This is a genomic window from Collinsella intestinalis DSM 13280, assembly GCF_000156175.1.
In the GTDB taxonomy this organism is placed as follows: Bacteria; Actinomycetota; Coriobacteriia; order Coriobacteriales; family Coriobacteriaceae; genus Collinsella; species Collinsella intestinalis.
Genome location: NZ_GG692710.1, coordinates 1,112,066 through 1,138,277 on the forward strand (window position 1 = coordinate 1,112,066; position 26,212 = coordinate 1,138,277).

At 63.7% G+C, this 26,212-nt stretch carries 21 protein-coding genes and 1 riboswitch; of the genes, 7 read left to right on the forward strand and 14 right to left on the reverse strand.

Annotated elements, in window-relative coordinates; all coding sequences use genetic code 11:
* The first annotated feature begins 77 nt into the window (after window positions 1-77).
* A riboswitch (FMN riboswitch) is annotated at window positions 78-227 on the forward strand.
* Between the two features lie 8 nt (window positions 228-235).
* The 6 genes from COLINT_RS05120 (at window position 236) to COLINT_RS05145 (ending at window position 6,908) form a co-directional block, all read left to right on the forward strand.
* The gene (locus COLINT_RS05120) at window positions 236-775 is read left to right on the forward strand and encodes an ECF transporter S component (RefSeq protein WP_084743340.1); all 540 of its coding nucleotides are present in this window, start codon (window positions 236-238) and stop codon (window positions 773-775) included.
* Window positions 776-777: 2 nt separating this feature from the next.
* A complete protein-coding gene (locus COLINT_RS05125; RefSeq protein WP_006723347.1) occupies window positions 778-2,454 on the forward strand; it encodes an ABC transporter ATP-binding protein in 1,677 nt (558 codons plus the stop codon).
* Window positions 2,438-3,238, forward strand: a complete 801-nt coding sequence (locus COLINT_RS05130; RefSeq protein ID WP_006723348.1) for an energy-coupling factor transporter transmembrane component T family protein — start codon at window positions 2,438-2,440, stop codon at window positions 3,236-3,238. Before COLINT_RS05125 ends, COLINT_RS05130 begins: the two co-directional genes overlap by 17 nt.
* A gap of 140 nt (window positions 3,239-3,378) precedes the next feature.
* On the forward strand, window positions 3,379-4,572 hold the full coding sequence (locus tag COLINT_RS05135; RefSeq protein ID WP_156780331.1) for a coiled-coil domain-containing protein: 1,194 nt from the start codon (window positions 3,379-3,381) through the stop codon (window positions 4,570-4,572).
* Window positions 4,573-4,631: 59 nt separating this feature from the next.
* Window positions 4,632-5,687: a UDP-glucose 4-epimerase GalE gene (gene galE, locus COLINT_RS05140; protein WP_006723350.1), complete on the forward strand. Its 1,056-nt coding sequence runs from the start codon at window positions 4,632-4,634 to the stop codon at window positions 5,685-5,687.
* 153 nt (window positions 5,688-5,840) lie between these two features.
* Complete coding sequence (locus COLINT_RS05145; RefSeq protein ID WP_006723351.1) at window positions 5,841-6,908, forward strand: polyprenyl synthetase family protein; 1,068 nt, start codon at window positions 5,841-5,843, stop codon at window positions 6,906-6,908.
* A 132-nt stretch (window positions 6,909-7,040) separates the two neighbouring features.
* Here the strand turns inward: COLINT_RS05145 and COLINT_RS05150 are convergent, their stop codons facing one another.
* The 14 genes from COLINT_RS05150 to COLINT_RS05215 all read right to left on the reverse strand — a co-directional run bounded on the left by COLINT_RS05150 (window position 7,041) and on the right by COLINT_RS05215 (window position 25,552).
* Window positions 7,041-7,937, reverse strand: coding sequence for a TVP38/TMEM64 family protein (locus COLINT_RS05150; protein ID WP_233418345.1), 897 nt, complete (start codon window positions 7,935-7,937; stop codon window positions 7,041-7,043).
* A 227-nt stretch (window positions 7,938-8,164) separates the two neighbouring features.
* Window positions 8,165-9,904, reverse strand: coding sequence for a sensor histidine kinase (locus tag COLINT_RS05155; protein ID WP_233418346.1), 1,740 nt, complete (start codon window positions 9,902-9,904; stop codon window positions 8,165-8,167).
* Window positions 9,905-10,089: 185 nt separating this feature from the next.
* The gene (locus tag COLINT_RS05160) at window positions 10,090-10,851 is read right to left on the reverse strand and encodes a response regulator transcription factor (RefSeq protein WP_233418347.1); all 762 of its coding nucleotides are present in this window, start codon (window positions 10,849-10,851) and stop codon (window positions 10,090-10,092) included.
* Window positions 10,852-11,324: 473 nt separating this feature from the next.
* Window positions 11,325-12,701 (reverse strand): 6-phospho-alpha-glucosidase, encoded by a 1,377-nt coding sequence (locus COLINT_RS05165; RefSeq protein WP_039910625.1) that lies wholly within the window; start codon window positions 12,699-12,701, stop codon window positions 11,325-11,327.
* A 217-nt stretch (window positions 12,702-12,918) separates the two neighbouring features.
* Entirely contained in the window at window positions 12,919-14,520 is a 1,602-nt protein-coding gene (locus tag COLINT_RS05170) for a PTS transporter subunit EIIC (protein WP_006723357.1), read from the reverse strand.
* Window positions 14,521-14,524: 4 nt separating this feature from the next.
* On the reverse strand, window positions 14,525-15,412 hold the full coding sequence (locus COLINT_RS05175) for a PRD domain-containing protein (RefSeq protein WP_006723358.1): 888 nt from the start codon (window positions 15,410-15,412) through the stop codon (window positions 14,525-14,527).
* Between the two features lie 27 nt (window positions 15,413-15,439).
* Window positions 15,440-15,994: a PTS sugar transporter subunit IIA gene (locus COLINT_RS05180; protein ID WP_006723359.1), complete on the reverse strand. Its 555-nt coding sequence runs from the start codon at window positions 15,992-15,994 to the stop codon at window positions 15,440-15,442.
* Window positions 15,995-16,613: 619 nt separating this feature from the next.
* On the reverse strand, window positions 16,614-17,315 hold the full coding sequence (locus tag COLINT_RS05185) for a hypothetical protein (protein ID WP_233418348.1): 702 nt from the start codon (window positions 17,313-17,315) through the stop codon (window positions 16,614-16,616).
* 90 nt (window positions 17,316-17,405) lie between these two features.
* A complete protein-coding gene (locus tag COLINT_RS05190; protein WP_006723363.1) occupies window positions 17,406-18,863 on the reverse strand; it encodes a hemolysin family protein in 1,458 nt (485 codons plus the stop codon).
* A gap of 151 nt (window positions 18,864-19,014) precedes the next feature.
* The gene (trhA, locus tag COLINT_RS05195) at window positions 19,015-19,839 is read right to left on the reverse strand and encodes a PAQR family membrane homeostasis protein TrhA (protein ID WP_006723364.1); all 825 of its coding nucleotides are present in this window, start codon (window positions 19,837-19,839) and stop codon (window positions 19,015-19,017) included.
* Window positions 19,840-19,978: 139 nt separating this feature from the next.
* Window positions 19,979-20,716, reverse strand: coding sequence for a LytR/AlgR family response regulator transcription factor (locus COLINT_RS05200; RefSeq protein ID WP_039910377.1), 738 nt, complete (start codon window positions 20,714-20,716; stop codon window positions 19,979-19,981).
* A gap of 170 nt (window positions 20,717-20,886) precedes the next feature.
* A complete protein-coding gene (locus COLINT_RS05205) occupies window positions 20,887-22,374 on the reverse strand; it encodes a sensor histidine kinase (RefSeq protein ID WP_006723366.1) in 1,488 nt (495 codons plus the stop codon).
* Window positions 22,375-22,582: 208 nt separating this feature from the next.
* On the reverse strand, window positions 22,583-23,860 hold the full coding sequence (locus COLINT_RS05210; RefSeq protein WP_006723367.1) for a metal-dependent hydrolase family protein: 1,278 nt from the start codon (window positions 23,858-23,860) through the stop codon (window positions 22,583-22,585).
* 243 nt (window positions 23,861-24,103) lie between these two features.
* Window positions 24,104-25,552, reverse strand: a complete 1,449-nt coding sequence (locus COLINT_RS05215; RefSeq protein ID WP_039910378.1) for an APC family permease — start codon at window positions 25,550-25,552, stop codon at window positions 24,104-24,106.
* Window positions 25,553-25,971: 419 nt separating this feature from the next.
* Between COLINT_RS05215 and COLINT_RS08640 the strand changes: the two genes are divergently transcribed.
* Window positions 25,972-26,212, forward strand: a 241-nt coding sequence (locus COLINT_RS08640; RefSeq protein ID WP_006723369.1) for a hypothetical protein, incomplete at its 3' end; no start/stop codon positions are given.

The window sequence follows — 26,212 nt, forward strand, 5'->3', positions numbered from 1 at the left end:
ATTACCACCAACGACAGCCGCCCCGCTGCATCCAAACGCCATGCCCGTTGCACCGTACAGGCAAGCGCGTTATAGTCGTTTTGTTTCAGGGCGGGGTGCAATTCCCCACCGGCGGTAAATGCACGGCAAGACCCCTTGCCAGGCGCATGAGCCCGCGAGCCGCGAAGCGCGGCCGACCCGGTGCGATTCCGGGGCCGACGGTATAGTCCGGATGGAAGAAACGGAAGGTCTTTCCATGAACAACGCTATCGACACCCGCAAGATCGCGCTCGCCGCACTCTTCACCGCCGCCTCGCTCATCCTGAGCCTGGTGCAGATTCCCATCTTCCCCATCGCCCCGTGGCTCATGTATGACCCGTCGGGCATCGTCTGCCTCATCGCCGCGCTCGCCTTCGGGCCCAAGCTCGGTGCGGCCGTCGCCATCATCTCCTGGCTGCCCCGCGTCTTCCTCGACCCGTTCGGCGCTCCGATGGGCATGCTCTCCACCTGCGCGTTCGTCATTCCCGCAGCAATCATTTACCTCAAGGGCGAGCGCTCCCGCAAGGCGTCCGTCGCCGGTATGGTCGTGGGTGCGGCGCTCTCCATCGCCGTCTCGTGCGCCATGAACCTCGTGGTGACGCCGCTGTACACCGCCATCGCCGTCGAGGATGTCGCCGCCATGATCATCCCCGTGCTGCTCCCCTTCAACACGCTGAAGATGGTCATCAACGTCACGGCAGGCCAAGTGCTCCTCGCCCCGTGCATGAACGTTCTCAAGGCGCGCAAGGGCGCATAGCGATGACCGAGGTGACCGAAGCAGCCGAGCCGGCGCCCCCGTCCGCGGACTCCACAACCCCGTCCGTGCGCCCCACAAGCCGCCCACGGCCCGCGGAACCGTACATCGAGCTGCACGGCGTCCATATTTCGTACCCCGGTGCCCCCAATGAGGCGCTCGCCGGCATCGACCTTCAAATCCCCGCAGGGCAATACGTGTGCATTCTAGGCGGCAACGGCTCGGGCAAATCGACCTTGTTGCAGCTCATGAACGCGCTGGCACTTCCGAGCGCGGGCGAGGTCCGCGTGTTCGGCGTGAACACCTCCGAGGAGGGCGCGGCGCTCGCAATCAGGAGCCAATGCGCGAGCGTGTTCCAGCATCCCGAAGACCAGATGGTCACGAGCATCGTCGCCGACGACGTCGCGTTCGGTCCTGAGAACCTCTGCGTCCCCCAGCCCGAGATCGCGAGCCGGGTCGACGCCTCGCTCAAGGCCGTCTGCATGTCCGAACACTCCCTAAGCGACCCCGCCGACCTGTCCGGCGGCCAAACCCAGCGCGTCGCCATCGCCGGCGCGCTCGCCATGGAGCCAAAGATCCTGCTGCTCGACGAGCCCTGCGCCATGCTCGACACCCAGGGCCGTTCCAGCATCCGCACCATCGTGAATGCCCTTCGCAAGCGCGGCATCACCATCGTGCATGTGACGCACTTCATGGAAGACGCCCTGGATGCCGACCGCGTACTCGTCCTCGAACAGGGACGCATCGCGTTCGACGGGACCGCCGCGGAGGCGTTCGCATGCGCCGAGCGCGTGCAGGCCCTGCACCTCGAAGTACCTCGCAAACCCGCGGAGATCTTGAGAGTCGCCGCCGCTCGTGCGGTCGCGCCAACATCCGGGGACCCCAACGTCACGTTCGACCACGTATCGTTCTCCTACGCTGCCGCACGCAACCCGCGCAGGCGCCGGGGGCTCTTCGGCGGGCGCAATCGCGCTGAGGGAAGCGTCGCTACACCACTCGCCCTCGAAGATCTCTCCTTCCAGGCATTCCCCGGAACGCTCACCGCGCTCGTCGGCCAGACGGGTTCGGGTAAATCGACCACCGCCGAGCTCGCATGCGCGCTCAAGCTCCCGCTTGCCGGAACTGTCCGCATCTGCGGCGTGGACACCGCGGACCTGAACCACCGCTCAGACATCCGCCGGCATGTCGGGTACGTCTCCCAGCTGCCCGAGCGCCAGCTGTTCGCCGAGACCGTCTTCGACGACGTCGCCTTTGGCCCGCGCAACATGCACATGTCCGAAGACGAGGTGCGCTCGCGCGTGTGCGAGGCGCTCGTCTCGGTCAACCTCACCCCGACCGACGAGCTGCTCGCGCGCTCGCCGTTCTCGCTGTCTGGCGGCCAGCAGCGCAGCGTCGCGCTCGCGGGCGTGCTGGCCATGCGCCAGGATGTCCTCGTGCTCGACGAGCCCATGGCCGGCCTCGATCCCGATGGGCGCCGGCGCGTGCGGGACCTGCTGCACGCCCTCAAGCACGCGGGAAGCACGCTCATCATGGTCACCCACAGCATGGAAGACGTCGCCGAGCTCGCCGACCACGTGATCGTCCTCGAACGAGGGCGCGCCCTCCTGTCGGGCTCTCCCGCGGAGGTCCTCCCCACCCTGTTCGAGCCCGAGGAGGTGAGCCCCCGTGGCGATTCGCGCTAGCATCGGTCAGTATTACTCGGCCGATTCCCCCATTCACCACCTGGATCCGCGCGTCAAGCTCATGGGTACCCTCGCCTTTATGGTGAGCTGCTTCTTCGTCGATTCCGTGGAAACGCTGCTCCTGGCGGGCGCCGCGGTGTTCACCGCCATCGCACTGGCACGCGTGCCCCTCCGCCGTCTGCTCGCACAAATCAGGCCCATCGCGCTGTTCCTCATCATCACCTCGGTGATCAACTTGTTCCTGGTACAAACTGGGCCCATCGCGCTCCAGCTGGGGCCCGTCGTCATCCACGCGGACGGCGTGTCGGCCGCGGTTCTCTACACCGTGCGCTTCTTCCTGCTGCTTTTGGGCGGATCGCTGCTCACGCTCACAACCACCCCGGTCGCCCTCGCCGACGCCGCCGAGAAGCTGCTCTCTCCGCTCGAACGCGTGGGCGTCCCCGTGCGCCAGGGCACGCTCGTGCTCTCCATCGCGCTGCGCTTCGTGCCCACGCTCTCCCAAGAGGCGGAGAATATCGTCGCCGCCCAGACCGCTCGCGGGGCCGATCTTGAGAACAAGGGCGCCCTGGCCTACGCACGCGCCTGCGTACCGCTCATCGTCCCACTGTTCGCCAGCGCCCTGCGCCATGCCGACAACCTCGGCCGCGCGATGGACGCCCGCTGCTACACCGGAGGTGCCCGCACGCACTACCACGTGATGAAGCTCGATCCGCGACGCGACGGCGCCGCTTGCCTTGCGCTCGCCCTGTATCTGGCCGCCCTCGTGGCGCTGCGCCTCGCATAGCCCCGTCGCACGGCCGCCCCGTGCAACACCCGAACGGGTCTTCATCAAATAGACGCGCAACGTCCATCTTGAGACGCCGCCTGTGCGGTATCCTTAATCCGCATATGTGACACCACAACACACGCAAAATGGAGCTATCTATGTCACACACCGCCAAGAGCACGCAGCGCACCCATGGTGCCGCGGCTCACGTCTCCCCTTCGCTTTCCCGCCGAGCACTGGTCGCATCTGCACTCGCGGCCGCGAGCTCGGCTGTGCTTTTCGGGCTTCCCGCCCGCGCACACGCCGCCCGCGCAACGCAGGCGACCATCGACGCCCTCGCCACCGCCGAGGAAAAACTCGCCGCCGTCGAGGCCGAGCTCGATAAGCTCGCCGCCGACTTCGAGGCCCTCAGCCATGAGCAGGACCGCACGGTCTCCCAGATCGAGGAGGTCCAGGCCCAGCTCGACGAGACGCAGGCGCAGATCGACGAAAAGCAAGCCGAGCTCGAGGCCAAGCAGGGCGTCCTGTCCCGCCGCGTGTCCAACAGCTACAAAGACGGCGGTACCAGCATGCTGACGCTGCTCATGGCCGCCGACTCCTTCGATGACCTCCTCTCCAACAGCCACTACATCGAGAAGGTCAACGACGCCGACAAGCAGGTCATCGGAGAGATCCAGGCGATCCGCGCCGAGCTCGAGCAGCACAAGTCGACGCTCGAATCTCAAAAGGCCGACCTCGAGGCGCTCAAGGAGCAACAGGCCCAGCAGCTCTCCGTGATGCAGGCCAAGCAGGCAGAGGTCCAGCAGCTCGTGGACGGCCTCTCGTCCGACGTGAGGGACCTCATCGCCAAGCGCGATGCCGAATACCTCGCCGCCGTTGCGGAAGAGGAGCGCCAGAAGGCCGAGCAGGACAAGTTCCAGCAGGGTGCCGGCGGCTCCTACGTCCCCAGCACGGGTCACGTTTCGGGGCCGGTCAAGTCCCTGGAACGCGTCCTCTCCGCATGCCGCGCCGTCCCGAGCCCCGGCAACGGCCTGTGCGCCATGTGGGTCTCCCGCGTTTTCGCTTCCGCCGGCTTTGGCTATGTGGGCGGCAACGCGAACGACATGTATAACCGCTACTGCACGAGCTCCGACCGCGGTTCCCTGAAGCCCGGCATGATCATCGCCTCGTCAACGCATCCCCATACCTCCGCCGGCCGCATCTACGGCCATGTGGGAATCTACGTGGGCAACGGCACGGTCATGGACAACGTCGGCTTCATCCGCTCCATCGGCGTGGACGAATGGATCGCCTACTACGGCGTCACGGTCACCCCGCGCTGGGGTTGGATCGGCGGCTGGGTCCTCGGTTAAATCACCCCTCAAACCGCTGCGGTATACTTTTTGAACATCCCCATGAAAGGAGCAATCGCATGACTCAGACCCTCGCTGCGCAGGACACCTGCGTCCTCGTCACCGGCGGCGCCGGCTTCATCGGCTCTCACACCGTCGTCGAGCTGCTTGAACGCGGATACCAGGTCGTCATCGTCGATGATCTCTCCAACGCCTCCGCCAAGGTGGAAGATCGCATCAAGACCATCGTCGGCCCCGAGGCGGCCGCGAACCTCACCCTCTATGTCGCCGACGTCAACGACCGCGAGGCCCTCACCCGTATCTTCGACGCGCACCGCATCGCCCGCGTGATCCACTTCGCCGGCTACAAGGCCGTGGGCGAGTCCGTGACCAAGCCCATCGAGTACTACAGCAACAACATCGGCAACACGCTCACGCTCGTCGACGTCATGCGTGAGCACGACTGCAAGTCGATCATCTTCTCCAGCTCCGCCACCGTCTACGGTGACCCGGACAGCCTGCCGCTGACCGAGGAGAGCCCCAAGAAGCCGGCCACCAACCCCTACGGCTGGACCAAGTGGATGATCGAGCAGATGCTCACCGACCTCCACACCGCAGACCCCGAGTGGAACGTCGTGCTGCTGCGTTACTTCAACCCCATCGGCGCCCACGCCAGCGGTCTTATGGGCGAGGACCCCAAGGGCATCCCGAACAACCTGCTGCCCTACGTCGCGCAGACCGCCATCGGCAAGCGCGAGGCCGTCCACGTCTTTGGCGACGACTACCCCACCCCCGACGGCACCGGCGTGCGCGACTACATCCACGTCTGCGACCTGGCCTCCGGTCACGCCGCTGCACTTGCCTGGATGAACGGCCGCGAGGGCGTCGAGGTGTTCAACCTGGGCACCGGCCGCGGCACCTCCGTGCTCGAGATCATCCGCGCCTTTGGCGAGGCTTGCGGGCACGAGGTCCCCTACGTCATCGACCCGCGCCGCCCCGGCGACGTGGCCGAGAACTACGCCGATTGCTCCAAGGCCCGCGACCTCATGGGTTGGGAGGCCCAGTACGGCATCGACGACATGTGCCGCGATGCCTGGAACTGGCAGTCCCACAACCCCAACGGCTACGAGGGATAGCGGCCATTCAAGACGCGACGGCCCATCCCGCCTCGGCGTCGATCGAGCGGATGTGACGTCACGCGCAACCATAGGAATCCCGTGCGGGGCGGTCTCGACCGCCCCGTTTTGCTAGCATTGTCCGAGAGAGAACTCCCATGGAAAGGGCTGCACATGAGCGATATGACCGGACACGCGGGCGAGAGCTTCGTCGCGTATCTGAAAGACAGGCTCCCGCTGATCGAGCGCGCCCTGCATGAGGCCGACGCCGTGGCGATGAGCCATGAGGGCGCGCCCACGGAGGACCTCGACCGCTACCTGTACGCCCCGCTTGCGCACTTCACCGCGGGCGGCGGAAAGCGCGTACGCCCCGTGCTGGCACTGCTCGGAGCCGAGGCCGTAGGTGGCTGCGCCGATCAAGCGCTCTCGTGCGGCGTCGCCATCGAGCTGTTCCAAAGCGCCGCCCTCATCCACGACGACATCGCCGATGCGAGCGAACTGCGCCGCGGCGAGCCCTGCCTGTATCGCACCGAGGGACTCGGCCTCGCCATCAATGCCGGCGACCTCGCCCTCACCCGCGTGTTCGAGATCGTGCTCGCCGATGGGTCGCTCCCCGCGGAGCGACGGGTGCGAGTTCTCGAGGAGCTCGTTCGCATGGAACGCCACACGCTCGAGGGCCAAGCGCTCGACCTCGGCTGGGCGCGCGACGGCCGCTGGGATGTCACGAGCGATGATTACCTCTACATGATCGACGGCAAAACAGCCTGGTACACCGTGGCCAGTCCCCTGTACGCAGGAGCGCTCGCCGCCGGCGCCGAGCCCGACGCGGTGCGCGGCCTCATCGAGGTCGGCCTGCCCGCGGGACTCGCCTTCCAGCTGCAAGACGACCTGCTGAACCTGGTGGGCGATGCCGACGCACAGGGCAAGGACTTCCGCAGTGACATCACGGAGGGCAAGCGCACCCTCGCAGTAGTGTGGGCACTCGAGCATCTTGGCGGCGCGGAGCGCTCGGAGCTTGTCGAGCTGCTCGAATCCCGCACGGACGATGCCTCGCGGCTCGCGCGGGCCGTCGAGCTCATCGAGCTGGGCGGCGGCATTGATAAGTGTCGCGAACTCGCCGCCGAAAAGACCGCTGAAGCTCAAAAGCGCGCCCGCGAGCTCGCCGAATGCGGCGTCATCACCACCGAGGCGGCCGAGCTGCTCGTTTCCATGGCGGATTTCTTCATCAATCGCCGCGCGTAAGGGGCCGCACTCGGCCAAAAGCATCAAAACCTTCCCCAAAACGTACACTTATTTAGCGTTTGCCCAGGATTTCGAAAAATAAGTGTACGTTTTGGGGAAGGTTTTGCGCCTGGATGCGAGCCTTGGCGCCTCTCACCGCGTGCGGCTGCGCAGGCGCCGGTACATCAGGCCGCCCACCGCCAAGAGAAACGCCGACGCCACCAGCGTGCATGCGACCAGCGGCCAATTGCCGGAGCCGACCGCTGACGCCGCGATTGTCGAGGTCACGATAGAGGGGATACGCCCAAACGTGGCGATCAGGACGACCGGCAGAAAGCGCATGTTCGTCAACCCGGCGAAGTACGTCAGGAAATCCTTGGGCGTGCCGGGAATCAGGAACACGATGAACATGATGAGCTCGAGGCGTTTGGCGCTCTTCAGCCAGGAGAAGCGGTCGAACAGCGATCGATCGAAAAACAATCCGACGAGTTTCCAGCCCCAGCGGCGCGTCGCCCAGTAAATCATCGACGTCGCCAGACCCGAGGCGACCAGGCACAAAGCCGTGCCCTCCCAGAAGCCGAACGCGTACCCGCTGGCGAGCTCGACTGGTTCGCCGGGCAAAAACGCCAGCAGCACCTGCACGATGTTGATGCCGAGCATGGCAAGACGACTGACAAAGGCATGTTCGGACACGAACGCGCGAACGGCGCGCGCATCGGCAAGCCATGCAAGCAGGCCGGGGAGGTACTCCCAGCACAGAAGCGCGGTGATAGAGGCAGCCGTGACCAAGCCGGTGAGCACGCGACGACGCAGGGCCCTGCGGCGAACGTCGATTTCCGGGACCTCGTCAATAGACTCACGAACCTCGGCGGGTGCGGTGGAACACGCCACCTCGGCAGAATCCGCCGCAGCCCCGGCGCGATCGCGCCTCCAGGCCTCAGTCAGCTTCTTGACGTCCAGCTTGCGCGCTGCACCGCCACATGCCACAGACTGCTGCGGAAGCAGGGCGTTCATCTCCATGGGAGTCTCGCCCTCGGTCTGCATTCTCATCATCGCGGCACCTCCTCCGTTCCGTGCGAGTTAAGTGTCGCAAGAGGGTGTCTACGTTTTGTCGACCAGCGATGACAATTACGTAAGCCTTAGGTATTCCTAAGTAATTCTTTACAGACGGCATGAGCCGCCCCGCTATGCGAACGTCCCCATCTATGGAAGGGCCTCGCCGCGGGAGTTATCCTCGGCCTTGGTGGGGCCCCTGATGCGGAGGCCGCCCCACCTCTCTAGAAAACGCTCTCCCGGTCAGGTCGGACATCGAACGTCGCGATAACCCTAGCGCCGCCCGTCTCGGCGTTCGTCAGGGCGATCTTGCCCCCATGGAGTCCGCACAAGACGCTCGACACATTGAGCCCCAATCCGAAGTGCTCAGCGGACTTGTTCTCACTGAAGAACGGGTCGCAACCGCGGTGAAGCGCCTCGGGGGTGAACCCCGGCCCATCGTCGGTTACAACCAGGGTGAGCACCCCCGCATCGACCATCATGTCGAACGTCACGATCGACGATGCGTGCACGCAAGCATTGCTCAGCAGGTTGTCGAGCACCTCCTCCACCAGGGGAAGATCGATGGCGAGAAGCGCGGCGGGACGACCGTCTGTCGCGGCTTTGAGGGTGGATTCCGACGCGCAGCACGTTTTGGGCGCGGGCGCCCTGTCCGCCTCGGACACGGTCGGCAAGTTCAGCCCCAAGCCGCCGCCGCGCACGGCCATCACCTCGGACACATGTCGGCCCAACTCCTCGCGAAGGTCGTCAAGCGCAAAAGTCTCGCGCTCGACGGGACGGTCCTCCAACTTGCTGAGACCGCCCATCGAAGTCGCATATCGCTCGAGACGTGCGACCTGGGCGGAAAGCGCGTCGAGCGCATCCTCATCCAGCGTGTCGCCGCGGCGCAGCCGCATCTGGGCCATCTCGACCGTCCCCTTGAGCACGGTGATGGGCGTGCGCAGGTCGTGCGCGAACGCCGCGTTCAGACGACGGCGCGATTCGGCCGTGCGCCATAGCTCGCGCTGGGCCTCGAGAAGCGAGGCGCGCATGTGCTCGAGCGTTTCCGACAAGCGGCCCAGCTCGCGACCGCGAACGACGCGGATGGTAAAATCCAAGTCCTGCCCGGCGATACGGTCGGCCGCACCGGCGAGCTCGGCCAACGGCCCGGCGATATGCACGCGGTAGAAATGGCGGAACGTCAGCCAGCCCAGAACACCATAGGCAAGGACGGGCGCGAGCCCCGTCGCGAGCGTGAGGATCCAAGGCACCAGGCTCACAGGCGGCCGCGATGCGGCATAGTATGCGGTATTCGAGACAAGCCCCTCGCCGAACGTCTCCTCCAGATCCGCGCCGGTCATGGACTCGAACAGCTCGACGCTCTGTGCACGCCCCTTGCGGCTCAGCTCATCATAGCGAGCGAGATTGTCTGCAGAGATCGTGCTGTTCGCCTCGAGGATTTCCTCTTGGGGGTACCCCTCGTTGTAGTTGAGCCCCCAGTCGTACAACTGGACCTGGCCGCTGCGAACCAAATCGACGGTTGCGTACAGCGAGCCGATGGTTCGACCGCCATCCGGCACATACCCGCTTCCGGTCCCCCAGTCCCCGGTCGCAATGAAAACCGCATACGGCCCGTCACCGGGCAAGTCAAGCTCGGAGGCGGGGAGCAGCTCACCCGCGTTGGGGTCGTAGATATACGGGCCCGAATCGATTGTTCCGCGCTGGGTCAGGCCGTTTTCGAGGCTCACCTCGAGTTCGTAGTACCCGTTGTTCCATGTTGAGAGAACCTCGACCATGCCCAGCGCCAGTAATGTGGCAGCCGCAAGATACACGGCGAGATACACCGTGAACGTCACGCCGAGTGGACGGGTGCGCCACCACGCGTGCAGGCGCTCGCGCTTGGGAAGCTGTTTCAGGGCCTCGCGCTCGCGGGCGCGAGCCTCACGACGCAGGGAACGACGATACCGACGGCCCTCTTTACGCACGCCATGGCAAACACGGCGCTTTTTCCGGCGAGCTGCCGCGCGAGAACGGGGCCCGCTCGTGTTGTCGGCGTCGCATTGCGGGCCACAGCCGACAACGGGGCCAGCAACGGGCTGAGCGTCGCATTCCGCGTCGGGCATGGTTCCGTTTTGTGCGTCGGGCGTGGCGCCGTTTTGCGCGTCGCCCCTCACTTAGCCACCCACTTGTAGCCTACGCCCCACACCGTCTCGATGGGATCCTCGGCCACACCGGCGGCAGCGAGCTTGTTTCGGATGCGGCGCACATGCTCGCGCACCTGCGACGGATCGCCCGCGGCGTCCCAACCCCACACGTGCTCGTATATGGCATCGCGGTCGAACACCTGACCCGGCCGCTTGCTGAGCAACGCAACGATGTCGAATTCGAGCTTGGTGAGGTCGACGTATGCGCGAGAGGACGCGTCTCCCCCAGCTGCCAGCGGCCCGGCAGCGCGCTCCGTAGCCCCGTCCCCCGGCTCACCAGCACCGGGTCGCACCTCAACCGTGCGCCGTCCGTAATCGATGGTGAGTTCTTGGAAGAATCGGACAGCGTTCTCGCGCTCGCGCATACGGCCCTCGCGCGCCATATGCGCGGCAACGCGCCGGCCGAGCACTTCGAGCGAGAACGGCTTCATCACGTAGTCATCGGCGCCGGCGGCAAAGCCGTCGAGCTGATCGACGTCCTCGATACGCGCGGTGAGGAAGATGATCGGGCAACTCAGGTGCTCGCGCACGCGGCGGCACACCTCGAAACCGTCCATGCCCGGCATGTTCACGTCGAGCAGCATGATGTCGGGGGCGACGCCCGCCGAAGCGGCAGCGAGCGCCTCGGCCCCGCTATTCGCGCACACGACCTCGTAGCCCTCCATGCGGAAATACTCCGCGAGCATATTCGCGATATCGACCTCGTCGTCGACAACCAACATGTGCATAGTGCAGTCCCCCATCTTCGCCGAAATCTCAGCTCAAAGCATCGTCTCGTCAGCCCAAAGCATCATCCCGCCGGCTCAAAGCATCATCCCGCCGTTTCCCTTTCGCTATTTTCCTCCATACCTGTCTATGATTTGTCGATACAGGTAAGATGCCTCCCTTTGGGAGGATATGAACGATTGGCGGCTATGAACGATTGCGAAGATTGCATTCATTGGACTTGCAACGTTTTCCCAGGTAGAGAGCTGTACAAAAAAGGAGCTTATGAACGAACCGTTCATAAGCTCCTTTTTCTGCTGGCGAAATCGTTCACATCCTCAAAGAACGCGGCGGGCAGCCCGCCACTTCGCCAGGCACCGCGGCCACTTCGCCGGGCGCCGCGGCCGCAACGCCAGGCGCTACCACTTCGCCAGGCGCCGCGGCCGCAACGCCATCAAACACTGGCGCCGCCCCGGGCAAGCCGTCGGGAATTCCCCTACTTCAGCTCCGGCCAAAAGTCCTTGTTGGCCTCGATCATCTCGTCGAGAACCTCCTTGGCGACCGTCATCGACGGGACCGTCTTGTTGAGCGTGAACGCCTGGAGCGCCTTCTCGTACGACCCCTCGATGCACGCCTGGACCACGAGCTTCTCGGAATTGAGCTGCTGCATCATAAGGCCCTGCTGGAACAGCGGGATGTTGTCGCGGGAGATGACCTCGGGGCCGTTCTTTCCGATATACGCGGGAAGTTCGACCATCGCGTCGTAAGGCATGTTCGGGATCGCGCCGCGGTTCTGGCAAATCACCAGGAAGCGCGCCTTCGTGTCGTTCTTGAGCGCGACGGCCAGATCGGCGATCCAGTCGCCATGGCTGCCAGCGTAGAACGTGCTCTCGTCGATCTCGCCCGTGGCCTCATAGCGGTCAATACCGGCGAACAGGTTGTGCTCGCGCGTCTCCTCCACCTCGTTAGCGCGCGTGCGCTCGGGGTTGGAATGCTCGACGAACTCCTTCTGCTGCAGGTAGTAATTGAGATACGTGTTGGGCAGGTACTCCGGGAAGAGCTCCATGATCTCGTAAACGCCCTTCCAGACGTAATACCAGCTGCCCTTCGTGTGGCGGTTCTGCTTGCTCTCGTCCTCGTTGTCGGTGTTGGACTTCATGAGGGAGCTCATGCCCTTGAGATAGCTGCTGGGAAGCAGGATCTCATGCTCCTTGATGTACTCGCGCAGCTGCGGCAGCACCTCCTCGCCCTTGTGGCGGATGCTGGTGAACCAACCGAAGTGGTTGAGGCCGAAGTAATCGTACTCGACGTCCTTCTTGTCGATCTCGAGCGCGGCGCACACGAGGTCGATGATGGCGATGGGCATATCGCAGATGTTGATGATTCGGGCGTTCGGGCGCATCACGCGGCACGCCTCGGACACGATTGCAGCAGGGTTGGAGTAGTTGAGGATCCAATACGTGGGCTTGGCGTACTTCTCCACATCATCGATGAGCTCGACCATGGGGAAGATGGTGCGCATGCCGTAAGCGAGGCCGCCGCAACCGCAGGTCTCCTGACCGACGCAGCCATGGCGCAGCGGAATCTTCTCGTCCTGCTCGCGCATGGCGTAGCCGCCCACGCGCATCTGGGCGAAGACGAAGTCGGCGTCGGAGAAGGCAGTCTTTTTATCGGTGGTGACCGTCAACTTGATGTCCAGGCCGAGGTCCTCGTGCAAGATCCAGTCGACGAGCACGCCAACCTTGCGCTGGCGCTCCTCGTTGATGTCGTACAGGCGGATCTCCTCAACCTCGAGCTCCTCTTTGCGCAGCGCGATGGACTTGACGATACCGGGAGTGAAGGTGGAGCCGCCGCCGGCGAGGGTGATGATCATGGTGCATCCTTTCTCATGCGTGAAACGAAAAATGCGCTTGCCCATGTCTGAAACGGCGCGGAATCGCCGCGCGATACGCGTCGCGGGACCGTGCTGACGGGGGGCCGGACGGGCTTGCGCGCCCGGCCCCGGTACGAGGCCGACGTGAAGGGGATCGGGACCGCCGTCGAACGCATCGCGCTCGACGCGCCATCCCAAGAGCCCCTCATTTGCGGGCCTACATGTTCTCGAGGGCCTCCTCAACCTGGCCGCGGACCTTTGCGACCTCCATGCCGAAGATAATCTGGATGTCGTTGCCGTTGCGAACGATGCCGCTGTTCTTCATGTGATTGATGAGGTCCTCATCGATGAGGGACTCGTCGGCGACGTTCACACGCAGACGGGTGAAGCAGTTCTCGGTGGACTGGATGTTCGCCTTACCGCCCAGGCCTGCGATCAGATCGAGCACGGGGTCGCCGGCGGCGGGAGCGGCGGCAACCTCGTCAGCGGACGCAGCTGCCTCGTCAGCGGGAGCGGCGGCCTCCGACACAGTGGAGGGCTCGACGTCGTCCTCCTCGCCCTCGCGACCAGGGGTGTGCAGGTGCAGCTTCTTGATGAGCACCGTGAAGACCACGAAGTACAGGGCGGCATTGATGACGCCGAGGACGATCATGAGCGGCCAGTTGGTCTTCTCAACGCCGAGCACCAGATTGGAGACGACGATGTTGATGATACCGCCGGCGGTCGCCGCAGGGATGTTCAGAACCTTGAGCAAGACGAGGCTGATGCCGGACAGCACGGCGTGGACCACGAACAGCACGGGAGCGGCGAACACGAACAGGAAGTCCATCGGCTCGGTGATGCAGGTGAGGATCGCGGTGATGATGAGCGGGAGGATGATGGCGCGGGTCTTGTCGCGATTGCGCTTGTAGGAGGTCACGATGAACGCCGTGCCGATACCCAGATAGGGCCACAGGTTGTTGAAGGTGTAGCTATTGAAGTAGGTGCTCGCGGAGAACGGCTGACCGACCATGGCCATCTCGGCGACGCGAATCGGATAGGCGCCGGCGATAACCGTATCGCCCAGGGCGAGCGTGCCGCCCACATCGGAGAACTGGAAGGGCGTGTAAATGAGATGGTGCAGGCCGAGCGGGACGAGCAGCTTGTTAAGCATGCCGTACAAGAACAGGCCGATGTTGCCACTCTCCTGGATCATACCGGCGAGCGAGGCGATACCGCCCTGCACGGGAGGCCAAGCATAGCAAGCGGCCACACCGAGAAGCAGGGAGATGCAGATCATGATCAGGAACGGGAAGCGGACGCCCGAGAACATGGAAAGGGCGATCGGGAACTGCTTACCGCCGAACTTGTTGAAGACCCAGCCGGCGATACAGCCCAGAATGATACCGCCGAAGACGCCCATATCGAGTACCTGGATGCCCAGGACCTCGCTCTGACCGGTGCCGACCAGCCCGAGCTGCGTGGGCTCAGCAAGCATGCCGAGTGCCTCGAGGGTGATGTTGTTGGCATTCAGGAACAGGAAGAAGGACATGAGACCGATGAGCGTCGCATGGCCCTTGTCCTTCTTGGCCATCGCGCCGGCAATACCAGCGCAGAAAATCACCGCGAGATTGTTCACGATGAACATCAGGCTGTTGTAGATGATCTTGCCCATGGTGGCGAAGAACGGCAGCTGCAGGAAGGGAACCATCGAGGTGATGGTCTGGTTGGTGAGGAGGATGCCAAGAATCAGCACGGTGCCCGCCACGGACAGGTACATCAGCGGCTGGACGATCGACTTGGAAAACACCTCCAGCGAACTCTTCAGCTTATTTGCCATTGCCTTACGCTCCTTTCTGTTGGTCGCCCGCTGCGACAGACGACTCCCCCGACGCGTCCGCATGCGGGGCGTGTACGAGATTCGCGATGTGGTACACCAGATATCCCTTCTCGGCATCGCTCACGACGCAGCCATACTCCTGCTCGATATGCGCGCCGATGCGCTCGGTGCACTCAAGCGCATCAGGGTACTGGTCTTTACCCAAGTGGAATAGGAAGGTGTCCTCGGACTGCGCGATGCTCTTGTCGAGCACGCGCTGGGAGAAGAACTGAAGGTGGCGCAAAAAGCGCTCGTATTGGACGCTACCCTCGTCATACGTGAGCCCAAAAGTTTCGGACACGGTATTGAGGATGCCGTTGATCATCTTGATTGAAAGCATCAAATGGTCGGTACGTTGCTTCATCGTCGCATTCACTATGTGCAAGGCGATGAAGCCCACCTCCGCCTCGGAGATCTCGATGCCGAGATGACCGCGAATGATCTCCCGTGCTTTGAGAGCAAGCTCAAATTCGCGCCCATAGAAGCGCTTGATCTCGAAGAGAAGAGGGTTGTCGCATATGATGCCCGCCTGCTCGCGCTCAAGGGCCATAGAGATATGGTCGGTTAGAGCGATGAGAACGCTGTCATCGATAACGGAATCGGATTCGCGGCGAAGCATCGCAACGATGTCCTCGGCGATGAGCAGGTACTCGCTCGGAATGCCTTTGATGAGGCGCTCGAGGCGCGAAAGCTGCGTGGGATCATCGAGGGTGAAGACCTTTTCGATGGACGCCGAATCGACCATATCTCCGCGCTTGCGACCAAAGGCGATACCTTTGCCCACGGCGATGCGTTCGGTTCCCGCATCGTCGACCATCACGACATTGTTGTTGTAGACACGCTTGATATACACGGCTGTGACCTCGGTCCGAGCAACCGGCTAGCGAATCAGGGAGAGGACGACGTCGCCGCGCGAGACGGCGCCAGCAGGGCACTTGGCCAATGAGAGGTCCGAACCGAGCTCGGTGACGACCATCATCGTCGTGTCCTCGAAACCGGCGGCCGCGATCTTCTCTCGATCAAACTCAACGAGAATCTGGCCCGCCTCGACGCGATCGCCCTGAGCGATGCGAGCGATAAAGCCATCGCCCTTCATGTCGACCGTATCGATGCCGATATGAAGCATGACTCCCATGCCGGCTTCGTCCTTGATAGCGAGCGCGTGGCCCGTCGGGAACAAGGCCTCCACCGTTCCGGAAATAGGCGCGACGAGGACACCCTCGCTCGGCACGATGGCGATACCGTCGCCCATGGCCTTGCCCGCAAAGACGGGATCGTTCACCTCAGAGATGTCCATCACGGTGCCGGATACTGGGCAGAGAACCGTCGCAACGGGGGCTGCCTGAGGGGAGGCTTCGGCCGTGCGACCGTCCTCAGTCGTCGGCTGCTCGACCTCAGATGTCTTACCGCCAAACAAGTTCGAAAGGAAACCCATTTCGTAATCACTCCTCGTGTTGCCGCATCGCGGCATGAAAAAAGACCGGACCGAAACTGTGCGGTTGCGCAAGAATACCGCCACTGGGCGGCGCTTGGCACTGCAAGAGTTTGGTCAGGCCCACGAAGCGCGTCGAGGTAACCTTCCTCATTTCTTGTTGCGGTTTGGAGTATAAGAATCCCCCGCGAGCCGCGTCAAGCCGCAGCACCGAGATGGGGCCTTCGTGCAACCGTGAACGGTAGCTATTTTATGGTAAACGGTCATTCGTTTGCAGAGCCGCATTCAAAAGATCGAACCGGAGGCCCTTCTTGGCTCCTTGGGAGCCGCAGGCTGACGAGCCCTCAACGAAGCAACGCGACGCGACGCGCAGCCATCAGGAACCATGTGCGGTTGAAACCCGTGCGCAAACGAGAGCTTATGAACGATTGGAGGATATGAACGATTGCAAAAATCGCACTCATGAGTCCATGACGTTTTCCCAGGTAGAGAGCTGTACAAAAATGGAGCTTATGAACGAATCGTTCATAAGCTCCTATTTCTGCCGGCAGAATCGTTCATATCCTCAAGGGACATGGCGGCACGACGGCGATGCCGCGCGGAAACGCGATGCAACGTCCTGCTACTCGGCGGCAGCGCCACCGAAGACGGCGCCCTCGACGTCATCATGCGCGACAACGGAAGCGCCCTCGGTATCGATCGGGCCGAAATCCTCGGCCCCGCACTCGGCGCCGTTCGCCGCGGCACCCGGACTAGCACCGGCCTCATCGCCTGCAGCGGCCTCCCCGCGCAGGCTGCCAACCAGGCTTGCGAGCGCGGCAACCGTACCCGGGAAGTCCGGCGGCGTCTGATCGGCGTGCAGATACGCCCAATTCATCATGAAGGAAGCGGAGGAGAGCGCACCAACGGCGAGCGCGTCGTCGGGGCAGGAGATCTCAACGTCAAACAGGCGATCGTCGCCCATCACACCACGCGTGCGACCACTGGAAATACCGCCGGCGAGCCCCGTCTCGTTCATGATCTCGACAGTCAGGTGCTCGAGCAGGTGGGCAAGCTCCGTATGACCCATGCAGTCCTGGAACTTGGAACCCGCATCGCCCAGGCACATGTGCTCGGCGATGGCGGGGGCGAGATAATACACGCGGGCGGTCGCCTCAACGTCCTCGGACGTCATGAGGGGCATGCCGGGGTTCACAAGCACGCGGGCGGTCAGCTTCTTGGGTCCCACCGTGACCTTGAGAATGTTGAACAAATCGGCCATGGCCTTACCTTTCTCATCGGCGCCCGAACGGCGCTGATCGACTACATCGCTACGGAGCGACATGTGCACCCCGCAGACGCGCTCACTCGGCATCCGGGCGCCAGCGTGGCTCACTCGCCTTGCGGCTCGCGCCCCGCCGGAGACGCGTCGCCCCTACTCGCCCTGCTCGGGCTGGTAATCGGGCGTGAGATCATCCGGCGAGATGTTCGCGCCCGCACGCACCGAACGGGAGCGCGTGGCGTTCTCCTGCACGTGCTCGCGAATCGCGCGCTCGACTCCGGACCGAACGTCCGCGGCTCGCTCCTCCTCGGAGGGCTTGGGCTCCTCGAGAGGCGCGATCACACGGATGAGCGAAATGCGCTGCCCACGCATGGACTGCACCTTGAACTTGTACCCATCGGACTCGAAAACCTCGCCGATATCGGGCAGGGAGTCGCACAGATCGAGGATCCAGCCGGCAATGGTCTCGTACTCGTCGCTCTCCTCGATGGGCCAGCCGAGCTCGATCGCGTCATCGCACGGGAAGCGTCCATCGACCAGCCACTCGCGCTTGGAGAGACGCGTGAGGTACTTGTTGTCGGGGTCGAACTCGTCCTCGATCTCGCCGACGATCTCCTCGACGATGTCCTCGATGGTGATGATGCCGGCAGTGCCGCCGTATTCATCAACCACCACGACGATCTGGTCGTGCGCCGTCTGCATCTCGGAGAGCAGGGGCAGGATGTCCTTGGTGTCGGGGATAAAGGTGGCGTCGCGCATGAACTCTGACACGGGACGATCGCCCTCGCCGCCCATGACGGGGCCGATCAGGTCCTTGATGTGGGCGATGCCGACCACGCCGTCCTGATCCTCGTGAAACACCGGCATACGGGAGAAGCCCGTCTGGCGCATGAGGTTCATGACCTCGGTGACCGTCTGGACATCCTCGGCCATGGTCACGTCGACGCGCGGCACCATGACCTCGCGCGCGGAGGCGTCACCCAGGTCGAACACCTCATGGATGATGCGCTTCTCCTCGTCGAGCAGGGTGTCCTGCTCGTTGATCATGTAGCGGATCTCCTCCTCGGAGACGTTCTGACGGTCGTCGGCGTTCTTGATACGCAAGACGCGAGCGAGGCCGTCGGCAGAAGCCTGCGTCAGCCAGACGAGCGGACGAGCGATCTTCTGGAACACCGTGAGCGGTTTGGCGACGCGCTTGGCCATGCCCTCGGCATCGGCCAGGGCGATGCGTTTGGGAACAAGCTCGCCCACGACGATCGAGAGGTAAGACACGGCGAGCGTGATGAGTACGGGCGCGAGGCCGGGGGCGACCATGGTCAGCGCATCGATACCGAAGCTCGACAGCCACTGCGCGAGCGGGTCGGACAGGCTCGTCGAGGCGACCGCAGAAGACGCAAAGCCCACGAGCGTGATCGCGACCTGGATGGTGGCGAGGAAGCTGCCGGAATTGGCCGCGAGCTCGGCGGCGCGGGCGGCGCGACGGTCGCCTCCTTCCGCCTCGTGGTCGAGCACGGCGCGCTTGGCCGTGGTGAGGGCCATCTCCGACATGGAGAAGTAGCCGTTGACGACGGTAAGGACGAGTGTGGTGATGATACTGATGGTGATGTCCATGGGGACGGGTTCAAACCTCCTGGGTTAGTGAATGGCGCGAGCAATGCGTAATTGGGGACGGGTGCGAATTACACATCGCACGATGCACGCAAATCGATGTGTAATGTGCACCCGTCCCTCATTACACATCCGAGGATTTACGCACCAGAAGCTAAATCACGAAGAGGACCACCGCCAAGAATTGCAGCACGCTGCCGGCAAGAACCCACAGGTGGAAAATACTGTGCATATAGCGAATCTTCTTGAGAACGTAGAACACCGCTCCAACGGTGTAGCACACGCCGCCCACGGCAAGCAGCACGAGCGCGGTGGGATGCAGCGCGGCGACGAGCTGCGGCAAGCGGAAGACGACGAGCCAACCCATCGCAACGTAGATTGCGGCGGTGAGCCAATGGGGCTGGCGCTCGCGCATGAACGCCTCGAACAGCACGCCCGCGATTGCGATCGCCCACACGGCGATGCACAGCGGGATACCGCCGGCATCGGCCAGCGTGATGAGGCAAAACGGGGTGTACGTGCCCGCGATGAGCAGGTAAATGCAGCTATGGTCGATCACGCGAAAGACGCGCTTGGCAGCCGGGACGGCAATGGCGTGATACAGCGTCGACGCAAGATATTCGAGGATGAGTGCGACGCCGAAGATGATCGCGCTGGCGAGCGACGCCGGATGGGCCCCGTCCACGGCCGCCTTCACGACCATGACGACGAGCGCGGCGATGCCGAGGGCGACGCCTATGCCGTGCGTGATGGAGTTCGCGATCTCCTCGCCCAGCGTATACTGGGGCACCAAGTGACGCTTGACCGTGCGAGCCGCCGCCTTGACCGGCGCTCCGACGGTGGCGACCGCCTCCTTTGCGGTCGAACCGGCGGCATGCAGCAAGCGCTGCGCCCGCGACGTCGCGTCGGCGCGCGCTATGGGAACAGGGACAGCCGCGACATCGGGTCGCGGCGAGGGACTGTCGCTCGCGTCAGGCATGGTCTCAGATCGTCCTCCAAAAATAGCTACACTGCTCGTTACTATAACAAAATGACGTGGTACGCGCGAGGAAGCGCACCACGTCACCCATGTCTATGAAGACTCGTCACAACCCGCGCGCGGGAGCTACGGCGGCTCATCACGCCAGGCCGAGCTGCTTTTTAACACCGGTCGCACGCCTGCGGCTGACCGGGATGCTCGCGTCCGTCCGGCCGAGCTTGAGCTGCATGAGACCACTCGGCTTGAGCACCTCAACATCGCGGACGTCGTCGATATTCACCAGGAAGCTGCGGTGCACACGTAAGAACCCCTCGTTCGCCAGACGGCGCTCCAAAACCGAGATGGAATCATTGACCAGGTAGGTGCCGGTCTCCGTATGAGCGGAGGCGTAATCGGCACGAGCCTCGATATAGGCGATGTCGGTCACGGGGATGTAGGTGCGCTTGCCGTTGCGCTCACCCTGGATGCGGCGCACGGGTTCGGCCACCGCCGGCCGGCGGGCGTTGAGGGCGTTCTCGACCTTGTCGAGCGCCTTCTCAAGTCGGTCCTGCTCAACCGGCTTGAGCACGTAGTCCGCCGCGTCGAGTTCGAACGCCTCTGCCGCATACTCGGAAAACGCCGTCACAAACACGATCGCCGGGGGCTTCTTCAGCTTTTGCAGCGTATCTGCGAGCTGAACGCCGCTCGTGCCGGGCATTTGAATGTCGAGGAACAGCACCTCGGGGCCAAAGGCCAAGATCTTCTCGACCGCCTCCGTCGCCCCGCCGGCCTCCTCGATGCGTCCGACGCGGCCGTCCTGCTTGAGCAGGTAGTTCAACTCAGCGCGAATCGGCGGCTCGTCATCGACAATCAAAACACGCCATGCCTGGTCGGCCATGCCATCTCCCTTGTCCCATGGGCTCTGCGCCCAACACGCCATCCAATCAAATCGGCCGCGACGCGCAACCGTATGTCGCGCACAGTCAGGGCCTTAGTGTAACGCGGGCGCAGGGCACGGCGCGCCCACATCGACCCGCAAGGCGCGCTGCGCCGCGGACCGAATCGCCGTCACCTGGCAGAGGGAAGCGCCGTCCCCTCCGGCTCGTGAGGCTCGCCGATCAGGTCGACCGTCACGCGCGTTCCCACGCCCTCCTGCGATTCGACGTGGATGCCCGATTCTGCGCCGAAGAAGAAGTGTATGCGCATGAGCACGTTGACGAGGGCCAAACCGCCGCCGCGCCTGAGCGAGCCGTCCGCCGTAGTGGGAGCGCTCCTCCTGCTCATGGACTCGAGCTTGGCCTCGACGCACTCACCATCCTCCTCGGTGCAACCGCACGGGCATGTATTGTCCACATCGCGCTTCACGTCGAGCAGGTGGGCGAGCGTCTCCTCGCTCATGCCGATGCCATCGTCCTCGACCACAATCTGGATACCGTCATCCGTCTCAAGGGAGGAAAGCTTGATGGACAACGGCTCGACCTCACGCATCGCATGCTTGATGCAGTTCTCGAGCAGCGGCTGCAAGATGAACGGCGGAACGCGGCAATCGAGCGTGAACGGATCGAAGTCGACCGAGAGCTTGAGACGGCCGTCACCGTAACGCGCCTGCATGAGGTTGATGTAGCGCATGCCCTGGTCGAGCTCGTTCTCGAGTGAAGTGAGCGCATCGGAGTTCGACAGCGTCTGGCGATAGTAGTTCGAGAAGTCGATGAGCAGCGAGCGCGCCTTCTCCGGCTCCGTACGCACGAGCGACACGATGGTTCCGATGGTGTTGAACAGGAAGTGCGGATCGACCTGGGACTGCAGCGCACGCAGCTCCATGCGGGCGCTCAAATCCTCCTGACGCTCGAGCTCGAAGCTCGCCAACTGCGTGGAGATCAGCTCGGCAAAGCCCGTGGCGAGCGCGGTTTGACGTGCATCGATGTCGCTGTAGCGCGGATAGTACAGCTCGAAGGTCCCCATGCAGCGGTCGCGCACGATGAGCGGGGCCGTGATTCCAGCCTGCAGGCGCGGGAAGAAATACGGCTCATCGGGACCGGTTGTCTCGCGCGCGAAAACCTCCATGCGCTCGTTCTCGATGACGCGCAGCGTGCTCTCGAGAACGACCGGCGTACCCGTGGGGCAGCGGTCTGAATCCTCGCCCCAACTCGCGACGACCGCCGTGCCGTCGGTGATACAGATCGCCGAGGCTAAGGTCTCGGGCAGGATCAGTTTGCACGCGCCCAACGTCGCCTCGGGTGCCAGACCGTGACGGGTGTAAGCGAAGATCTTGCTCGCGATGCCGAGCGTTCGGTCGGTCGCGGAGAGCGAGAAGTCATCGGGCGCGACGAACACGTACGCAAAGAAGAAACACAGCAAGACGAGGCCGGCGATGGTGATAACCGCGGGGACCGGGTTGGGGTTGGTCACGAATTCGAGGGCCAGCAGGCCAAGCAACATCGGGACGCACAGGATGAGGCCGCGCAGCGCCCAGCTCTGGGCGACGCGGAAGAATTTCGTCTGATTCCAACGGGCAAACGGCCGCCGCACGCAAACACCTACCTTTTTAACATTCATCACACGTGCTCCATGATACCAATCGGCCGAAAAAACGCCCACCCCGAATAGCGGGATGGGCGCTCGTGTCGTCCCCCTGGAGCGGCGCCCTGCCCCGCCCCGGGTAAACGCGGGGGCTCCCCGGCCCCTCCACGACGCCGCTTCCCTATCTATTGCGAAGCCGCTACGCCTGGAGGCAGAGCCGAGGAGCCCTATGGGAGTAACTCAGTTACTCGGAGTACTTGTTGCCCTCGCCGAAGGTGCCGGCGTCGACAATCCAGCCGTCCTTCATGATGACGTCCATGTTGTCAACGTTGAGGGTGTGGATGTCAGCGGCGACATCGCCGTTGACGACCAGCAGGTCGGCGCACTTACCGGCCTCGAGGGAACCGGTCTCGTCCTCGATGTGGCACATCTTGGCACCGTTCAAGGTGGCGCAGGTGATGGTCTCGACCGGGGTGAAGCCGATCTTGTCCACGAACTCGTACATCTCCTCGATGGAGCAAGTGCCGTAAGGAGTGACGAAGGAGAAGGAGTCGGAACCGATGGTCATCACGACGCCGCGCTTCTTGGCCTCGCGCAGGCAGTCGTAGTTGCGCTGGAGCTCCTTCTCGACGAGGGTGCCCTCGTACTTGTCATGCAGCTCGGGCACGTAGACCGGCGGATAGGTGGAGTACCAGGTGGGCAGGAAGGCGATCGTCGGGGTGAAGAAGGTGCCCTGCTCGGCCATGAGGTCCATGGTGCGCTCGTCGATGTCGAAGCCGTGAATCAGCTGCTCGCAGCCAAAGCGGACGGAATCGTAGGCAGCGGCGTGATTGTTGTAGCAGTGGCTCCACACCGGGATGCCGACCAGCTTGGCCTCGTCGATGACGGCCTGGATCTCCTCGGAGCAGTAGTGCTGGTCGCGGCCGGAGTCCCAGCGCCAGATGCCACCGCCGGTAGCCCAGATCTTGATGGCGTCGGGGTTCTCACGCAGGCGGCGACGAACGGCCTTGCGCAGATCCCACGGACCGTCGACCTGGTCGCCCCAAGGATGGGACTCTTTGTTCTCGAGCTGGCTGCAGTGGTGGGAGTCACCGTGGCCGGCGGTGCGGCAGAAGCCGAGGCCGGTGGCGAGGACGCGAGGACCCTTGAAGACGCCCTTATCGATGCAGTCGCGAATCTGGATGCCGAAGCGGCCGATCTCGCACACGGTGGTCAGACCGTGGGTGAGGCAGTCGTAGGCCTGCTTGACGGCGACGGCCTGCTTCTCGAGGAGCGGCTGCATGACCCAGTCGGTGTCATCGTCGGTGAGGTTGCCGGAGAAGTGCAGGTGGGTGTCGATGAGGCCGGGCATGACGGTCTTACCGGTAGCGTCGATGACCTCGTAGCCCTCAGGGGTGTCCTGGTGGGCGCCGGCGTACTCGATCTTGCCGTTCTCGTCGACGAGAACCAGGGAGTTCTCAACCGGATCGGCACCGGTGCCGTCGATGAGCTTGCCGCCGACGATTGCATACTTCTTACCCATGTTGTTCCTCCTTATTGGAACGATGGATTGGCTAGTGGCACCCGACCGCGCGAGGTACGTGCGCGGCCGGGCATGCCGCAAGAGAGGAGAGACGCGGCGGATATGCCGCGATGGAACGCGGAGCTCGGTGCACTTTGTTCCATGGTGGGGTCGGCGCCGGGGCGCTCTCCCCTGGGGGTCGGTGTGGACCCCCGGAATGCGGCGGGCGCGTCGTGTCGTGCGCCCGCCGACGAAGGGGTTTCGCTACTTCTTGGCGCGAGCCTTGGTGGCGAACATGAGGATCAGGCCAACGACCAGCCAGCCGAGCACGATGGACCACTCAACCATGTTGAGGGAGGCCGGGCTGAAGGGCAGGACGAGCAGGCCGATGATGATGGCGCCGGCCAGGATGGCCAGGAGGATACCGAACTTGCCGCCGGGAACCTTGTAGGGACGAGGCAGGTCGGGCTCGGTGTAGCGCATCTTCAGGCACGCAAGGGCGACCATGGTGCAGGAGAGGATGAACGCCAGGGCGGACACGTTGGTCAGCGGGATGAGCATGTTCTTGCCCAGGAACGGACCGATGACGGTGATGACACCGAGGACCACGCAAGCGAGCTTGGGGGCGCCGGACTTCTCATCGACCTCGGCGAACTTCTCGGGGAGCTGACCCTTGCGGCCCATGGCGAGCATGATGCGGGAGGTAGCGCCGTAGAAGGAGTTCATGGGACCCATGGGCCCGAGGGTGGCGATGACGAGCATGGCCACGTACAGGATCATGTTGATGTTCTTCAGGCAGGCCAGAGCGGGAACGGGCTGAGCCACGAACTCGTTCCAGGGGAGGATGGTGCCGAAGGAGTAGATGCAGACCATGTAGAAGCCACCGGCGGCCAGGAGGGCCAAGGTGATGATCTTGCCGAACTTGTTCCAGTTCAGACCCTCAGCGGCCTCCTCGGCCTGCTGCGGGATGGTGTCGAAGCCCGCGTAGAAGAACGGGGTCAGCACCAGGACCGAGACGATACCTGCGAGCAGGTTGGTGGACTCGGTCTCGGCGACACCGCCACCAGCGCCGGCGACCTGGGAGAACACAGGCATGGCGTTGTCGGGGGAGCCGGTCACGATGGAGACGCCCATGGCGAGCAGCATGCCGCAGAGCAGGGCCTTGGTGAGGAAGGCCTGCAGCTTGGCAGCGGAGCTGGCGCCGCGGAAGTTCAGGAAGACCACGTAGCTGGCGAAGGCGAGCGCGATCAGCGTCGGGAACAGGTAGACGTCTGCACCGAGGATGGTGTAGAGCTTGACGGCGCGGAGCCACTCAAGACCAGGCAGGCTGCCGAACATGTCCGAGACCAGCGTGGAGATGGCGATTGCCTCCCACGGGCACAGGATGCCGTTGCCCAGAGCCAGGAACCAGCCGGTGATGTAGGACGCCGTGTGACCGAAGGTGCGGTCGACGTACTCCACGATACCGCCGGAAACCGGGATGGCGGCCGTAAGCTCGCCAAACACCGCTCCGATGGGCACCAAGGCGATGGCGCCCAAGAGGAATGCGATCATAGCGGGGACAGGACCGCCGCCAACGACCATCCAGTCGCCGACCTGCAGGACCCAACCGGTACCGATGATGGCGCCGAAGCCGATGGTAAAGAAGTTCCACAGCGACAGCGTCTTCTTCATGCCGCCCTGATCGGCAGCAGAAGCGTTGGTTTCCGCCATAGCGCGCCTCCTTTCTTTTGTTTGGGGCCGACGTGTCCACTCGTCGACCCGCCCCCTCGCGCTCACCGGTTTGGCGGGCGCCTTTTCCATGTCCTGAAGAATATTGCCAACCGATGTGAAGGTTTGCGGTCAGTCGACGTTCGGAATGTCATCGCAGACGAGCGGGCGCCGTTCTCCGACTAACGGTCGTTGCGCGAACGCGCGGCCGCGCCCGATTTTCCGCTCACCGCCCAAATCGACCAGTCGCGGAAGTGGGGCGCGCAACCACCAAAGTAGGTTATAAGGCGAGCGGCCCTTCGCAGCGCCCCGACCCGATCGCACCCGGACGGACAGATGCCCAGGTGTTTATATTTGGGCTGGTAGAATGTACTTCGTTTGTTTTCGATGGCGTTTGAGCCGTCTCGATCCAGGAGGCACCGATGGACGACCGATACCGCGGGGACGACCCCCGTCGCTCCGTGCGCCTTGCATCCTCCGCGAACAACGGGGCCACGCGCGACCGCGCTCCCCTGCCGCTCGGCGTCAACGAACGGACGCGCGGCGTGGGATCGCGCCCGATGAACGGCAACGGTGTTCGTCCGGGCAACGGCGCCGCCCCGCATCCCGAGTTCCGTCCTCCCGCGCGGGCAGCGGCCAACGCCCCCGCGTATCGCGGCCCCC

Coding starts and splice junctions, on each gene's coding strand:
- COLINT_RS05120 (WP_084743340.1), top strand. CDS start 236: ATGAACAACGCTATCGACACCCGCAAGATCGCGCTCGCCGCACTCTTC.
- COLINT_RS05125 (WP_006723347.1), top strand. CDS start 778: ATGACCGAGGTGACCGAAGCAGCCGAGCCGGCGCCCCCGTCCGCGGAC.
- COLINT_RS05135 (WP_156780331.1), top strand. CDS start 3,379: ATGTCACACACCGCCAAGAGCACGCAGCGCACCCATGGTGCCGCGGCT.
- galE (WP_006723350.1), top strand. CDS start 4,632: ATGACTCAGACCCTCGCTGCGCAGGACACCTGCGTCCTCGTCACCGGC.
- COLINT_RS05145 (WP_006723351.1), top strand. CDS start 5,841: ATGAGCGATATGACCGGACACGCGGGCGAGAGCTTCGTCGCGTATCTG.
- COLINT_RS05150 (WP_233418345.1), bottom strand. CDS start 7,937: ATGAGAATGCAGACCGAGGGCGAGACTCCCATGGAGATGAACGCCCTG.
- COLINT_RS05160 (WP_233418347.1), bottom strand. CDS start 10,851: ATGCACATGTTGGTTGTCGACGACGAGGTCGATATCGCGAATATGCTC.
- COLINT_RS05165 (WP_039910625.1), bottom strand. CDS start 12,701: ATGATCATCACCCTCGCCGGCGGCGGCTCCACCTTCACTCCCGGTATC.
- COLINT_RS05170 (WP_006723357.1), bottom strand. CDS start 14,520: ATGGCAAATAAGCTGAAGAGTTCGCTGGAGGTGTTTTCCAAGTCGATC.
- COLINT_RS05180 (WP_006723359.1), bottom strand. CDS start 15,994: ATGGGTTTCCTTTCGAACTTGTTTGGCGGTAAGACATCTGAGGTCGAG.
- COLINT_RS05185 (WP_233418348.1), bottom strand. CDS start 17,315: ATGTCGCTCCGTAGCGATGTAGTCGATCAGCGCCGTTCGGGCGCCGAT.
- COLINT_RS05190 (WP_006723363.1), bottom strand. CDS start 18,863: ATGGACATCACCATCAGTATCATCACCACACTCGTCCTTACCGTCGTC.
- trhA (WP_006723364.1), bottom strand. CDS start 19,839: ATGCCTGACGCGAGCGACAGTCCCTCGCCGCGACCCGATGTCGCGGCT.
- COLINT_RS05200 (WP_039910377.1), bottom strand. CDS start 20,716: ATGGCCGACCAGGCATGGCGTGTTTTGATTGTCGATGACGAGCCGCCG.
- COLINT_RS05205 (WP_006723366.1), bottom strand. CDS start 22,374: ATGAATGTTAAAAAGGTAGGTGTTTGCGTGCGGCGGCCGTTTGCCCGT.
- COLINT_RS05210 (WP_006723367.1), bottom strand. CDS start 23,860: ATGGGTAAGAAGTATGCAATCGTCGGCGGCAAGCTCATCGACGGCACC.
- COLINT_RS05215 (WP_039910378.1), bottom strand. CDS start 25,552: ATGGCGGAAACCAACGCTTCTGCTGCCGATCAGGGCGGCATGAAGAAG.